This is a genomic window from Vagococcus fluvialis, assembly GCF_048815235.1.
GTDB lineage: Bacteria > Bacillota > Bacilli > Lactobacillales > Vagococcaceae > Vagococcus.
Genome location: NZ_JBMEAO010000034.1, coordinates 1 through 14,104 on the forward strand (window position 1 = coordinate 1; position 14,104 = coordinate 14,104).

At 29.1% G+C, this 14,104-nt stretch carries 16 protein-coding genes; 8 read left to right on the forward strand and 8 right to left on the reverse strand.

The annotated features are described in order from the left end of the window. Positions 1-230 precede the first annotated feature (230 nt). The 4 genes from ACODH8_RS14280 to ACODH8_RS14295 form a co-directional block, all read right to left on the reverse strand. A complete protein-coding gene (locus tag ACODH8_RS14280) occupies positions 231-641 on the reverse strand; it encodes a hypothetical protein (RefSeq protein ID WP_420517798.1) in 411 nt (136 codons plus the stop codon). Between the two features lie 227 nt (positions 642-868). Next, positions 869-1,030 carry a hypothetical protein gene (locus tag ACODH8_RS14285; RefSeq protein WP_420517799.1) on the reverse strand — a complete coding sequence of 54 codons (162 nt, stop codon included), beginning with the start codon at positions 1,028-1,030 and terminating at the stop codon, positions 869-871. A gap of 19 nt (positions 1,031-1,049) precedes the next feature. Continuing rightward, positions 1,050-1,553, reverse strand: a complete 504-nt coding sequence (locus ACODH8_RS14290; protein WP_420517800.1) for a helix-turn-helix domain-containing protein — start codon at positions 1,551-1,553, stop codon at positions 1,050-1,052. A 273-nt stretch (positions 1,554-1,826) separates the two neighbouring features. Continuing rightward, the gene (locus ACODH8_RS14295; RefSeq protein ID WP_137278002.1) at positions 1,827-1,925 is read right to left on the reverse strand and encodes a type I toxin-antitoxin system Fst family toxin; all 99 of its coding nucleotides are present in this window, start codon (positions 1,923-1,925) and stop codon (positions 1,827-1,829) included. A 129-nt stretch (positions 1,926-2,054) separates the two neighbouring features. Between ACODH8_RS14295 and ACODH8_RS14300 the strand changes: the two genes are divergently transcribed. The 4 genes from ACODH8_RS14300 (at position 2,055) to ACODH8_RS14315 (ending at position 7,037) form a co-directional block, all read left to right on the forward strand. Beyond that, entirely contained in the window at positions 2,055-2,477 is a 423-nt protein-coding gene (locus ACODH8_RS14300; protein ID WP_420517801.1) for a hypothetical protein, read from the forward strand. Between the two features lie 567 nt (positions 2,478-3,044). Further along, positions 3,045-3,959 carry a replication initiation protein gene (locus tag ACODH8_RS14305; protein WP_420517802.1) on the forward strand — a complete coding sequence of 305 codons (915 nt, stop codon included), beginning with the start codon at positions 3,045-3,047 and terminating at the stop codon, positions 3,957-3,959. Between the two features lie 327 nt (positions 3,960-4,286). Next, complete coding sequence (locus ACODH8_RS14310) at positions 4,287-4,700, forward strand: plasmid mobilization protein (RefSeq protein WP_420517803.1); 414 nt, start codon at positions 4,287-4,289, stop codon at positions 4,698-4,700. Positions 4,701-5,183: 483 nt separating this feature from the next. Next, a complete protein-coding gene (locus ACODH8_RS14315) occupies positions 5,184-7,037 on the forward strand; it encodes a GTP-binding protein (protein ID WP_275472399.1) in 1,854 nt (617 codons plus the stop codon). A 125-nt stretch (positions 7,038-7,162) separates the two neighbouring features. Here ACODH8_RS14315 and ACODH8_RS14320 read toward each other — a convergent pair whose 3' ends face one another. The 4 genes from ACODH8_RS14320 to ACODH8_RS14335 all read right to left on the reverse strand — a co-directional run bounded on the left by ACODH8_RS14320 (position 7,163) and on the right by ACODH8_RS14335 (position 8,857). Continuing rightward, positions 7,163-7,573: a hypothetical protein gene (locus ACODH8_RS14320; RefSeq protein ID WP_420517798.1), complete on the reverse strand. Its 411-nt coding sequence runs from the start codon at positions 7,571-7,573 to the stop codon at positions 7,163-7,165. A 227-nt stretch (positions 7,574-7,800) separates the two neighbouring features. Next, on the reverse strand, positions 7,801-7,962 hold the full coding sequence (locus ACODH8_RS14325; protein WP_420517799.1) for a hypothetical protein: 162 nt from the start codon (positions 7,960-7,962) through the stop codon (positions 7,801-7,803). A 19-nt stretch (positions 7,963-7,981) separates the two neighbouring features. Next, entirely contained in the window at positions 7,982-8,485 is a 504-nt protein-coding gene (locus tag ACODH8_RS14330; RefSeq protein WP_420517800.1) for a helix-turn-helix domain-containing protein, read from the reverse strand. Positions 8,486-8,758: 273 nt separating this feature from the next. Then, complete coding sequence (locus ACODH8_RS14335) at positions 8,759-8,857, reverse strand: type I toxin-antitoxin system Fst family toxin (RefSeq protein ID WP_137278002.1); 99 nt, start codon at positions 8,855-8,857, stop codon at positions 8,759-8,761. A gap of 129 nt (positions 8,858-8,986) precedes the next feature. Between ACODH8_RS14335 and ACODH8_RS14340 the strand changes: the two genes are divergently transcribed. The 4 genes from ACODH8_RS14340 (at position 8,987) to ACODH8_RS14355 (ending at position 13,969) form a co-directional block, all read left to right on the forward strand. After that, on the forward strand, positions 8,987-9,409 hold the full coding sequence (locus tag ACODH8_RS14340; protein WP_420517801.1) for a hypothetical protein: 423 nt from the start codon (positions 8,987-8,989) through the stop codon (positions 9,407-9,409). 567 nt (positions 9,410-9,976) lie between these two features. Then, positions 9,977-10,891 (forward strand): replication initiation protein, encoded by a 915-nt coding sequence (locus ACODH8_RS14345; RefSeq protein ID WP_420517802.1) that lies wholly within the window; start codon positions 9,977-9,979, stop codon positions 10,889-10,891. A 327-nt stretch (positions 10,892-11,218) separates the two neighbouring features. Beyond that, the gene (locus tag ACODH8_RS14350; protein ID WP_420517803.1) at positions 11,219-11,632 is read left to right on the forward strand and encodes a plasmid mobilization protein; all 414 of its coding nucleotides are present in this window, start codon (positions 11,219-11,221) and stop codon (positions 11,630-11,632) included. A 483-nt stretch (positions 11,633-12,115) separates the two neighbouring features. After that, a complete protein-coding gene (locus ACODH8_RS14355) occupies positions 12,116-13,969 on the forward strand; it encodes a GTP-binding protein (protein ID WP_275472399.1) in 1,854 nt (617 codons plus the stop codon). The last annotated feature ends 135 nt before the right edge of the window (positions 13,970-14,104 follow it).

Here is a 14,104-nt window from a genome sequence, read left to right on the forward strand (position 1 = left end):
AACTTAAATCTATATAACATAGATAAAGACATTTACATCATGGGTAATTCAAAAAAAGATACAAAATTAATCCTTTCAAAAGATAAAAATCAGTAGTTTCACTTGGTATAATTTGATTTATGTTAACCTCGATGAAATTTATCCTATAAAATACTTAAAGCCCTCAGAATTATTCTGACGGCTTTTGAGCTTAATATAATATCGGATTATGAAATTTATTAGTTAAATAATTAATCTAACGATTTTAATTTACTTGATGCTTGGAATGAAAATATAATAGCTAATATCTTTAAAACCCATGCTGGCAAAGTAAATATCATTCCTAAGATAGATCCACCTACCATTGTTCCTAATGCTTCTCCCGCTTCATAAGATGACATTGTATCTGTTGTAGAAATACTTCCCAACGCTCCTAAAACAATTAATCCGCCTATTAATGACAACGCACATGAAATAATCATTAATACAGCTGCTGTTTTTTTTATTCTTTTTGGCTGTTTAATTAACACATAAATAGAAAAACCTAACAAAATAAACGTTAAAATCTTAAATACGTCTAACATATTCCCCAACACTGGCACTGCTGTAATAATTCCTATAATGGCAATTGTTAAATAAAAACCAGATAATCTTTTATTCAAAATAAACACTCCTCCTTTTTAATATAACTTCAGTTTCTTATATTTAAACATATTTGGCAAGATAAATTTACATCATGGTTTATTCAATACAATAAGTTTTTTTTGCTCATGTTAACTTCAACGATTTTAAGGAAAATATATGGATAATTACCTTAAAAAATATTAAAAGCCCTCAAAATCATTCTGAGGGCTTTTAGCTTATTTATATCTAATATAGGATTAAACAACTATTTTTTATTTTTGTATGGCCTAATTAAATCTCTTTTATATAACAAATAAGTTGCAATTATCATAGTCATAACTACTAATAGTGGTGCAAACTCATTCTTCATAAAACTCAGCCCTAAAGAAATTATAACTAATAACATTAAAATAATATTTTCTATCATTTTTTTCTCTCCTTTGTGTTTACTTACTATTTAGATAAACTAACAATCCTAAAACTAGTAAAAAAATTAATAAGCTAAATAAAGCATCCAATTTAGAATATCTTTTATCATCATACTTGGACAATTTAATAGTGAAATAAAACAATGAAAACAAATTCGCTAGTGCTCCACATATTATAGCAATTAGCACTGGATGTGCTATATAACCAAACGTATTTTGAGTAAATATAGAGAATAAAAAAATAATATTAGTACTAAATGTTATAAAGCACATAATTTTTATTATTCTTATATCCGCTTTCTTTTTTATGTCCTTAACTATAATTGAACCCTCCAATAATAAATTATCTAAAGATAATTCAAAAAAATTAGCCAATCGAATCAAGCTGTCAATATCAGGCATTGTTTTACCTGTTTCCCAATTAGAAATTGTTTTAGTTGAAACAAAAATTTTTTCTGCTAGTTGCTCTTGTGTTAGATACTCTTCATTTCTTTTTTCTCTTATAATTTGACTTAAATTCATTTATCTTCTCCTACAAATTTACTATCTAAGATTAATATTCTCAATCCAATGTATTGCATATTTTCTTAAAAGTCACTGGAAACTGATTGCTTATGTTGAGTTATGTTAATCAATTATCTATTTTGATAGAAAATAAAAATCGTGCTATAATTTAAGTGCGAAACGTTATAAATTATAGCACGATAACACGAAAGCCAGTCCTACTGCGAATAGGACTGGCTTTTTTTACGTTTGGTGCGATTACAAACGCGTGTGATCAGTAGCAACTTGCTTTTAATTATCGTCTTTCTCGTCTAACCACCGAGAAACTAGCTCTAATACTAACCCTACAAGAATAGGTGCGATAATCAACGTTATAAACTCTCTTAGCAAGATAACACCCCCTCTTAGGGCAAGTTGCCATTAATAATATATCATAGTTTTTATTATATTTTGTTCACTGTATTATTAACCGCAACAGGCATGTTATAATTATTGCAGTTAATATTGTGGAGGTGTCTTATGAAAAGTATTAAAGAAATAGCTGATATTACTGGAGTTTCAAAAACAACTGTTACAAGATATATAAAAATGATTGGCGCAACTGAAGCGGTGCAAAACGGACAAACTTTCCTATATGATGACGCAGTTGTAAACCTTGTTATACAAGAGATTTCTAAAAAAGATACCGAAACAACCACAACTCAAAATATTTCGGTCAATCCAGATGATAGCACTCTAATACAATTCGAAAAAACTCTTCAAATTCTGGAAGATGAATTGAAAGAAAAAAATGAGCAATTAAAATCTAAAGATGAACAGATAGAATCTCTCCAAACAATTTTAAATCAGCAACAAAAATTACTACTTTACGAGCAACAAAAAAATACAAAACTATTAGAAGAAAATATAGAAAATAAAAAATGGTGGCAGTGGTGGAAATAAAATAGCTTTTTATTCTTATCATTTGCTACCGATTTTTAATCTAGGGTTGTTAGGGTTTACCCTGACCGTCTGAAAGACGTTTTACTTATCCAAATTAAGAGTATTATCTAAGAGAGCTTAAACAGCTCTTTTTTTGCGTTTTAGAGCAACCTAAGAATCTCTTTAAAGATGTTTTTTTCTGTTAGCGAAGGAACGTTAGTGACTGCTGCAAGTTGAATGTGAGAGTGGTTTTCTCTCACTCCTTATTTTATATCTTTTAGTCTTACGCATAGATCAGATTAATAAAAAGAAGTGCTTTTTAGGTGGGAAATATATAGCTCCTCTTTTATAACTTCTTTTATAACCTCTTTTAAACCTCTTTTAGGCACTAGTTTGAGCTTAGAGCGACAAGGGGTTTCAAGCTTTATGAACGTAGAATTATCTGTTTATAAACGTAGAATTATCTGTTTATAAACGTAGAATTATCTGTTTATAGACGTATAATTATCTGTTTATAACGTTTTTTATAAACGTAGTACGTATTTACAATTACGTTTGTAACATGTATAATCTTTTTGAGGTGATAAAATGGCTAACGAAATTGTTAAATATGATTCTGAATTAAATACAATACCTTTGAGAAAATTTACTCCTGTAGAAATGAATCTTTTTTTCTCCATTGTTTCTCGAATGAGAGATAAAAATGATGATGTTGTGGTTTTTCCATTTCATGAGTTAAAAGATTTAAGTAACTATAAAATGACTGCTACAAAAGTTTTTGTAAAAGATTTAGAAAGTACATATGATAAATTAATGGAACTAAAATTTAGTAGTCGTAGTGCTAGTGGTTTGTCAGTAGAAAAATTTCGCATGTTTACAAGATTTAAAATAAACGGTGATTCAGATGAACCGTTTGTTGAAATACAAGTTCATGATATGGCTTTACCTTTATTAAATAATCTTGAGCAATGGGTTAGGTACTCACTAAGTGAATTTAGAGATCTGAGTAGTGGATATTCTAAAACTATGTTTAGACTTCTAAAACAATTTAGGACTACTGGTTATGCTTATTTTTCTAAAGAAGATTTTAATGAACTCTTGGATATTCCAAAAAGTTACAAGCAAGGGGACATTGATAGAACAATTTTAAAACCAATTAAAGAAGAATTAACTCCGCTCTTTAGAGGTCTTACTATCAAGAAAAAATATGGAAGAGGTCGAGGGAAACCTGTCATAGGTTATCAATTTTCTTTTAAAGCTGAAGCTAAAAATGCTGATGATTTTTCTAAAGGTAGCCAAGAAGATTTACGTAAAAAAATGTTTAACATTGAACACAATGGAGAACTTTCTCAAGAAGAAAAATGGGTTGCTAAAGACAAAGTGCTAGGTTTAAAACTTGGAACTCATGAAGCAGACTTCAAAAAACAAATAGAAAAAGAAACTCTGTCTGAAGAACAAAAAAGTGACTTACTTGAAAAGTTACAACATGGCTTTTTAAGTTAGCCTTTCGTTTTGCAAGCATAGTCAATGGTTCCCCAATTGACTTTTTTAACAAAATCTCCTCTTCAAAAATTGAGGGAGGTTTTGTTAATTTTTGGGTTCACCCAATCCCTTATTTTTTTATAAAGACCTATGACTATTCTTAAAGTTGAATTTTTTTATTAGTTTTTTTAAAGGATTGAGGGATTGGGAAACTTCCCAAAAATTGAAACGGACAGACCTAAATGAGAGGTCTGTCCGTTTCAAAATCAGGTGAGTGTCCGGACACTCACGATGCTCGCAAGAAGGAAAGAAGTATAAAATGACTGAAAAGAGAGAAGGGATTTTTACTTGGAAAAAAATGGCAGACGAAGAACTAATCGAAAAGAAATTACTTTTACGGACCAGGAACTAGCATATGTTATGGAGAAGGTTGAAGCAGGCAAATTTAAAAATTTTCAAGCATTTGCCTTACATATGCTCATCACGGGTGAAGTCACCTATAATGATTATTCTGAATTAATTCAATTAAAATCGGAAGTACATCGTATCGGAAATAATGTGAATCAACTAACTAAAATGGCCTATCATTCTTATGAGATTTCCTCTGAAGACATTCAAGAATTAAACCAAACATTCAAAGAGATTCAATCACTCATGACTGACACATTTAAAGCAGAAATAAAAACAAATAAAATTCGTAGTGAAAAAAAGGAGATAGATTACGCTGATATCGTCAAATCGCTTCAAGAAACTTTCAATTAGGTCACACATGAAATAACAAGTTCTCCTATTCTCCTAAAAACAATTTCACTATCTCACGAAAAAAAGAAGCCCTAGAAATAAGGCTTCTTTTTTTATTTTGAGGTAGACCAGTTAAGATTCACAAGGTTGGTCACTGAAACCCTTGTGGGTGTTGCTGCTTAGTTAAATAGAGATTATGTTTACCATGAAGTTAAATAACTATTTAGTTAATTGTATTATTAATATTATAATTAAATGAATCTCATTGATTTAATAAGTCCATTATAGTATGTTTAATTCAAATAATTTAAAGTGAGTGGATCAGTATGCTTCGGAGTATTTATTTTTAGGGAAATTAAATAAAAATTGCTTTTTTTAAGGCTTATTTAGTTTACCCTTTTTTAAAATAAATACTCTAGAAATGCATATGAAGAAATGAGAACAGACTTCTATGGTATGAATCTAGAGTAATTTGCTAGGAAAAACCATAGAAGTCTTTTTTATATGAAAAAAATAATAAATATAGGTATCATGGCACATGTTGACGCTGGAAAGACAAGTTTGTCTGAAGCTATGTTCTCTACAGCGAATCCAACACACAAAACAGGTAGTATTAAACAAGGTACAACTTTGACAGACACTTTACAACTAGAAAAAGAACGAGGTATTACTATAAAAACAGGAGCAATCTCTTTTTTATGGAATGATACGAAAATAAACCTTTTAGATATGCCTGGTCATATTGATTTTTTTGGAGAAGTAGAACGTTCTCTAAATGCGATAGATGTTGCTATTTTAGTTGTTTCAGGCCTTGAAAGATTAAACAATCATACAAGAAAGTTATTTAACCTTTTAAAAGAAATAAATAAACCAATTATTTTATATATCAATAAAACAGATATGAAAAATGAAATGTCTAATAGTGTCATTGAAGATATTAAAATAAAATTGACAGACCAATTAATCAGAACTGATACTTTAGATACCTTAGAAACGAAAGAAAAAATAATTGAAATGAATAATGCTTTACTTGAAAAATACTTGTCAGATGATGAAGTTTCTATAGATGATTTAACCAAACAAATGAAAAAATCCATCATGTTACAAGAGCTATTTCCATTATTTGTAGGTTCTGCTATTAAAAATTGGCAAATTTCAAACCTACTAGATTTGCTAAGTGTTCTATCTGAGATAAAAATACCAACAAAAGAAACTAGTGGTTATGTCTATAAAATTGACTATTCATCAGGAACTAAGGAAACGTATATTAAAGTAAACTCTGGTACATTATTAAATAAAGAAATAGTTACATTTAACGAAGATACCTCTGTAAAACTATCAAATATTTATACAATAAATGAATCTGGATTTAACCAATCAGTATCTGTACAAGGTCCAGATATCATCTTGCTAAAAGGTGAAAATAAGTTATCAATAAATGATTATTTTGGAAAGAAAGTAAATAATATTCAGTCTATGTTCAAACCAACATTAAAAACCATTTTTAATATCAACGAAGAAGAGCGAAATCAATTATTAGCAATCTTAACTATTTTAAATGCTGAAGATCCATTACTGGATTTAGCCATTAATATACAAACTCATGAGATATCAATGATGGTGTTTGGACAAGTTCAGATTGAATATTTAGAATCAACTATACGGGAATATTATTCATTTAACTCTTTAAATCTTTCACTTCCTCTAGTTCAGTTCAAGGAACAAGTTACTTCAGTAGCAGTTGCTGAAATGATAATGATGGAACACCCAAATCCATATTGGGCTACTATGAAAGTAAAAGTTGAACCAAATGATAGCAACGAAAATAGGTATTCTAGTTTAGTTAGTAATGGCTATCTAAAAAAATCTTTTCAAAATGCCATTAAAGAAAGTGTCGAACAAGTTTTTGTGAACGGATTGTATGGTTACGAATTTATAGGTCTTAAAATAACTCTACTTGAAGCTGAATTTTCTAGTCCTGTAAGTACACCCTCTGATTTTAGAAAATTAACTCCTTATGTCATATTTAAAGCATTGCTCCAAGCAGATGTAACTATTATTGAGCCAATAATCAAATTTAATATTGGTTCGTCTCAACAAAACATAGGTAATTTTTTATCTGAAATTAAAGAATTTGGAGGTCAAATATTAGCAATCAATAACCATGTTGATGAAATATATGCGACATCCACTTTAAAACAAACAGATTTTTTGAAATTTGAGAAAAAAATAAATAAATTATTTGGTAATGACTTTTATTTAACCACTTCTGTATCAGGATATAGTGAGGCGTCGAATAATGATTATACCTTATCAAAGACAGACTTTTTGAAAAATTCTTTGATTAAAAATAACTAGGCATAACGTGATTTATGTTAACCTCGATGAAATTTATCCTATAAAATACTTAAAGCCCTCAGAATTATTCTGACGGCTTTTGAGCTTAATATAATATCGGATTATGAAATTTATTAGTTAAATAATTAATCTAACGATTTTAATTTACTTGATGCTTGGAATGAAAATATAATAGCTAATATCTTTAAAACCCATGCTGGCAAAGTAAATATCATTCCTAAGATAGATCCACCTACCATTGTTCCTAATGCTTCTCCCGCTTCATAAGATGACATTGTATCTGTTGTAGAAATACTTCCCAACGCTCCTAAAACAATTAATCCGCCTATTAATGACAACGCACATGAAATAATCATTAATACAGCTGCTGTTTTTTTTATTCTTTTTGGCTGTTTAATTAACACATAAATAGAAAAACCTAACAAAATAAACGTTAAAATCTTAAATACGTCTAACATATTCCCCAACACTGGCACTGCTGTAATAATTCCTATAATGGCAATTGTTAAATAAAAACCAGATAATCTTTTATTCAAAATAAACACTCCTCCTTTTTAATATAACTTCAGTTTCTTATATTTAAACATATTTGGCAAGATAAATTTACATCATGGTTTATTCAATACAATAAGTTTTTTTTGCTCATGTTAACTTCAACGATTTTAAGGAAAATATATGGATAATTACCTTAAAAAATATTAAAAGCCCTCAAAATCATTCTGAGGGCTTTTAGCTTATTTATATCTAATATAGGATTAAACAACTATTTTTTATTTTTGTATGGCCTAATTAAATCTCTTTTATATAACAAATAAGTTGCAATTATCATAGTCATAACTACTAATAGTGGTGCAAACTCATTCTTCATAAAACTCAGCCCTAAAGAAATTATAACTAATAACATTAAAATAATATTTTCTATCATTTTTTTCTCTCCTTTGTGTTTACTTACTATTTAGATAAACTAACAATCCTAAAACTAGTAAAAAAATTAATAAGCTAAATAAAGCATCCAATTTAGAATATCTTTTATCATCATACTTGGACAATTTAATAGTGAAATAAAACAATGAAAACAAATTCGCTAGTGCTCCACATATTATAGCAATTAGCACTGGATGTGCTATATAACCAAACGTATTTTGAGTAAATATAGAGAATAAAAAAATAATATTAGTACTAAATGTTATAAAGCACATAATTTTTATTATTCTTATATCCGCTTTCTTTTTTATGTCCTTAACTATAATTGAACCCTCCAATAATAAATTATCTAAAGATAATTCAAAAAAATTAGCCAATCGAATCAAGCTGTCAATATCAGGCATTGTTTTACCTGTTTCCCAATTAGAAATTGTTTTAGTTGAAACAAAAATTTTTTCTGCTAGTTGCTCTTGTGTTAGATACTCTTCATTTCTTTTTTCTCTTATAATTTGACTTAAATTCATTTATCTTCTCCTACAAATTTACTATCTAAGATTAATATTCTCAATCCAATGTATTGCATATTTTCTTAAAAGTCACTGGAAACTGATTGCTTATGTTGAGTTATGTTAATCAATTATCTATTTTGATAGAAAATAAAAATCGTGCTATAATTTAAGTGCGAAACGTTATAAATTATAGCACGATAACACGAAAGCCAGTCCTACTGCGAATAGGACTGGCTTTTTTTACGTTTGGTGCGATTACAAACGCGTGTGATCAGTAGCAACTTGCTTTTAATTATCGTCTTTCTCGTCTAACCACCGAGAAACTAGCTCTAATACTAACCCTACAAGAATAGGTGCGATAATCAACGTTATAAACTCTCTTAGCAAGATAACACCCCCTCTTAGGGCAAGTTGCCATTAATAATATATCATAGTTTTTATTATATTTTGTTCACTGTATTATTAACCGCAACAGGCATGTTATAATTATTGCAGTTAATATTGTGGAGGTGTCTTATGAAAAGTATTAAAGAAATAGCTGATATTACTGGAGTTTCAAAAACAACTGTTACAAGATATATAAAAATGATTGGCGCAACTGAAGCGGTGCAAAACGGACAAACTTTCCTATATGATGACGCAGTTGTAAACCTTGTTATACAAGAGATTTCTAAAAAAGATACCGAAACAACCACAACTCAAAATATTTCGGTCAATCCAGATGATAGCACTCTAATACAATTCGAAAAAACTCTTCAAATTCTGGAAGATGAATTGAAAGAAAAAAATGAGCAATTAAAATCTAAAGATGAACAGATAGAATCTCTCCAAACAATTTTAAATCAGCAACAAAAATTACTACTTTACGAGCAACAAAAAAATACAAAACTATTAGAAGAAAATATAGAAAATAAAAAATGGTGGCAGTGGTGGAAATAAAATAGCTTTTTATTCTTATCATTTGCTACCGATTTTTAATCTAGGGTTGTTAGGGTTTACCCTGACCGTCTGAAAGACGTTTTACTTATCCAAATTAAGAGTATTATCTAAGAGAGCTTAAACAGCTCTTTTTTTGCGTTTTAGAGCAACCTAAGAATCTCTTTAAAGATGTTTTTTTCTGTTAGCGAAGGAACGTTAGTGACTGCTGCAAGTTGAATGTGAGAGTGGTTTTCTCTCACTCCTTATTTTATATCTTTTAGTCTTACGCATAGATCAGATTAATAAAAAGAAGTGCTTTTTAGGTGGGAAATATATAGCTCCTCTTTTATAACTTCTTTTATAACCTCTTTTAAACCTCTTTTAGGCACTAGTTTGAGCTTAGAGCGACAAGGGGTTTCAAGCTTTATGAACGTAGAATTATCTGTTTATAAACGTAGAATTATCTGTTTATAAACGTAGAATTATCTGTTTATAGACGTATAATTATCTGTTTATAACGTTTTTTATAAACGTAGTACGTATTTACAATTACGTTTGTAACATGTATAATCTTTTTGAGGTGATAAAATGGCTAACGAAATTGTTAAATATGATTCTGAATTAAATACAATACCTTTGAGAAAATTTACTCCTGTAGAAATGAATCTTTTTTTCTCCATTGTTTCTCGAATGAGAGATAAAAATGATGATGTTGTGGTTTTTCCATTTCATGAGTTAAAAGATTTAAGTAACTATAAAATGACTGCTACAAAAGTTTTTGTAAAAGATTTAGAAAGTACATATGATAAATTAATGGAACTAAAATTTAGTAGTCGTAGTGCTAGTGGTTTGTCAGTAGAAAAATTTCGCATGTTTACAAGATTTAAAATAAACGGTGATTCAGATGAACCGTTTGTTGAAATACAAGTTCATGATATGGCTTTACCTTTATTAAATAATCTTGAGCAATGGGTTAGGTACTCACTAAGTGAATTTAGAGATCTGAGTAGTGGATATTCTAAAACTATGTTTAGACTTCTAAAACAATTTAGGACTACTGGTTATGCTTATTTTTCTAAAGAAGATTTTAATGAACTCTTGGATATTCCAAAAAGTTACAAGCAAGGGGACATTGATAGAACAATTTTAAAACCAATTAAAGAAGAATTAACTCCGCTCTTTAGAGGTCTTACTATCAAGAAAAAATATGGAAGAGGTCGAGGGAAACCTGTCATAGGTTATCAATTTTCTTTTAAAGCTGAAGCTAAAAATGCTGATGATTTTTCTAAAGGTAGCCAAGAAGATTTACGTAAAAAAATGTTTAACATTGAACACAATGGAGAACTTTCTCAAGAAGAAAAATGGGTTGCTAAAGACAAAGTGCTAGGTTTAAAACTTGGAACTCATGAAGCAGACTTCAAAAAACAAATAGAAAAAGAAACTCTGTCTGAAGAACAAAAAAGTGACTTACTTGAAAAGTTACAACATGGCTTTTTAAGTTAGCCTTTCGTTTTGCAAGCATAGTCAATGGTTCCCCAATTGACTTTTTTAACAAAATCTCCTCTTCAAAAATTGAGGGAGGTTTTGTTAATTTTTGGGTTCACCCAATCCCTTATTTTTTTATAAAGACCTATGACTATTCTTAAAGTTGAATTTTTTTATTAGTTTTTTTAAAGGATTGAGGGATTGGGAAACTTCCCAAAAATTGAAACGGACAGACCTAAATGAGAGGTCTGTCCGTTTCAAAATCAGGTGAGTGTCCGGACACTCACGATGCTCGCAAGAAGGAAAGAAGTATAAAATGACTGAAAAGAGAGAAGGGATTTTTACTTGGAAAAAAATGGCAGACGAAGAACTAATCGAAAAGAAATTACTTTTACGGACCAGGAACTAGCATATGTTATGGAGAAGGTTGAAGCAGGCAAATTTAAAAATTTTCAAGCATTTGCCTTACATATGCTCATCACGGGTGAAGTCACCTATAATGATTATTCTGAATTAATTCAATTAAAATCGGAAGTACATCGTATCGGAAATAATGTGAATCAACTAACTAAAATGGCCTATCATTCTTATGAGATTTCCTCTGAAGACATTCAAGAATTAAACCAAACATTCAAAGAGATTCAATCACTCATGACTGACACATTTAAAGCAGAAATAAAAACAAATAAAATTCGTAGTGAAAAAAAGGAGATAGATTACGCTGATATCGTCAAATCGCTTCAAGAAACTTTCAATTAGGTCACACATGAAATAACAAGTTCTCCTATTCTCCTAAAAACAATTTCACTATCTCACGAAAAAAAGAAGCCCTAGAAATAAGGCTTCTTTTTTTATTTTGAGGTAGACCAGTTAAGATTCACAAGGTTGGTCACTGAAACCCTTGTGGGTGTTGCTGCTTAGTTAAATAGAGATTATGTTTACCATGAAGTTAAATAACTATTTAGTTAATTGTATTATTAATATTATAATTAAATGAATCTCATTGATTTAATAAGTCCATTATAGTATGTTTAATTCAAATAATTTAAAGTGAGTGGATCAGTATGCTTCGGAGTATTTATTTTTAGGGAAATTAAATAAAAATTGCTTTTTTTAAGGCTTATTTAGTTTACCCTTTTTTAAAATAAATACTCTAGAAATGCATATGAAGAAATGAGAACAGACTTCTATGGTATGAATCTAGAGTAATTTGCTAGGAAAAACCATAGAAGTCTTTTTTATATGAAAAAAATAATAAATATAGGTATCATGGCACATGTTGACGCTGGAAAGACAAGTTTGTCTGAAGCTATGTTCTCTACAGCGAATCCAACACACAAAACAGGTAGTATTAAACAAGGTACAACTTTGACAGACACTTTACAACTAGAAAAAGAACGAGGTATTACTATAAAAACAGGAGCAATCTCTTTTTTATGGAATGATACGAAAATAAACCTTTTAGATATGCCTGGTCATATTGATTTTTTTGGAGAAGTAGAACGTTCTCTAAATGCGATAGATGTTGCTATTTTAGTTGTTTCAGGCCTTGAAAGATTAAACAATCATACAAGAAAGTTATTTAACCTTTTAAAAGAAATAAATAAACCAATTATTTTATATATCAATAAAACAGATATGAAAAATGAAATGTCTAATAGTGTCATTGAAGATATTAAAATAAAATTGACAGACCAATTAATCAGAACTGATACTTTAGATACCTTAGAAACGAAAGAAAAAATAATTGAAATGAATAATGCTTTACTTGAAAAATACTTGTCAGATGATGAAGTTTCTATAGATGATTTAACCAAACAAATGAAAAAATCCATCATGTTACAAGAGCTATTTCCATTATTTGTAGGTTCTGCTATTAAAAATTGGCAAATTTCAAACCTACTAGATTTGCTAAGTGTTCTATCTGAGATAAAAATACCAACAAAAGAAACTAGTGGTTATGTCTATAAAATTGACTATTCATCAGGAACTAAGGAAACGTATATTAAAGTAAACTCTGGTACATTATTAAATAAAGAAATAGTTACATTTAACGAAGATACCTCTGTAAAACTATCAAATATTTATACAATAAATGAATCTGGATTTAACCAATCAGTATCTGTACAAGGTCCAGATATCATCTTGCTAAAAGGTGAAAATAAGTTATCAATAAATGATTATTTTGGAAAGAAAGTAAATAATATTCAGTCTATGTTCAAACCAACATTAAAAACCATTTTTAATATCAACGAAGAAGAGCGAAATCAATTATTAGCAATCTTAACTATTTTAAATGCTGAAGATCCATTACTGGATTTAGCCATTAATATACAAACTCATGAGATATCAATGATGGTGTTTGGACAAGTTCAGATTGAATATTTAGAATCAACTATACGGGAATATTATTCATTTAACTCTTTAAATCTTTCACTTCCTCTAGTTCAGTTCAAGGAACAAGTTACTTCAGTAGCAGTTGCTGAAATGATAATGATGGAACACCCAAATCCATATTGGGCTACTATGAAAGTAAAAGTTGAACCAAATGATAGCAACGAAAATAGGTATTCTAGTTTAGTTAGTAATGGCTATCTAAAAAAATCTTTTCAAAATGCCATTAAAGAAAGTGTCGAACAAGTTTTTGTGAACGGATTGTATGGTTACGAATTTATAGGTCTTAAAATAACTCTACTTGAAGCTGAATTTTCTAGTCCTGTAAGTACACCCTCTGATTTTAGAAAATTAACTCCTTATGTCATATTTAAAGCATTGCTCCAAGCAGATGTAACTATTATTGAGCCAATAATCAAATTTAATATTGGTTCGTCTCAACAAAACATAGGTAATTTTTTATCTGAAATTAAAGAATTTGGAGGTCAAATATTAGCAATCAATAACCATGTTGATGAAATATATGCGACATCCACTTTAAAACAAACAGATTTTTTGAAATTTGAGAAAAAAATAAATAAATTATTTGGTAATGACTTTTATTTAACCACTTCTGTATCAGGATATAGTGAGGCGTCGAATAATGATTATACCTTATCAAAGACAGACTTTTTGAAAAATTCTTTGATTAAAAATAACTAGGCATAACGTGATTTATGTTAACTCTGACGATTTTAAGAGAAAAATACAGAGAATTACTTTAGAAAATATTTAAAGCCTTCAGAATCATTCTGAAGGCTTTTTAGCTATTAATAATAGGGATTATGTTAATCAAAT

Bases quoted from the DNA above. Each gene is read 5' to 3' on its own strand.
- ACODH8_RS14315 (WP_275472399.1), top strand. From the start codon at position 5,184: ATGAAAAAAATAATAAATATAGGTATCATGGCACATGTTGACGCTGGA.
- ACODH8_RS14345 (WP_420517802.1), top strand. From the start codon at position 9,977: ATGGCTAACGAAATTGTTAAATATGATTCTGAATTAAATACAATACCT.
- ACODH8_RS14300 (WP_420517801.1), top strand. From the start codon at position 2,055: ATGAAAAGTATTAAAGAAATAGCTGATATTACTGGAGTTTCAAAAACA.
- ACODH8_RS14285 (WP_420517799.1), bottom strand. From the start codon at position 1,030: ATGATAGAAAATATTATTTTAATGTTATTAGTTATAATTTCTTTAGGG.
- ACODH8_RS14355 (WP_275472399.1), top strand. From the start codon at position 12,116: ATGAAAAAAATAATAAATATAGGTATCATGGCACATGTTGACGCTGGA.
- ACODH8_RS14305 (WP_420517802.1), top strand. From the start codon at position 3,045: ATGGCTAACGAAATTGTTAAATATGATTCTGAATTAAATACAATACCT.
- ACODH8_RS14340 (WP_420517801.1), top strand. From the start codon at position 8,987: ATGAAAAGTATTAAAGAAATAGCTGATATTACTGGAGTTTCAAAAACA.
- ACODH8_RS14330 (WP_420517800.1), bottom strand. From the start codon at position 8,485: ATGAATTTAAGTCAAATTATAAGAGAAAAAAGAAATGAAGAGTATCTA.
- ACODH8_RS14290 (WP_420517800.1), bottom strand. From the start codon at position 1,553: ATGAATTTAAGTCAAATTATAAGAGAAAAAAGAAATGAAGAGTATCTA.
- ACODH8_RS14325 (WP_420517799.1), bottom strand. From the start codon at position 7,962: ATGATAGAAAATATTATTTTAATGTTATTAGTTATAATTTCTTTAGGG.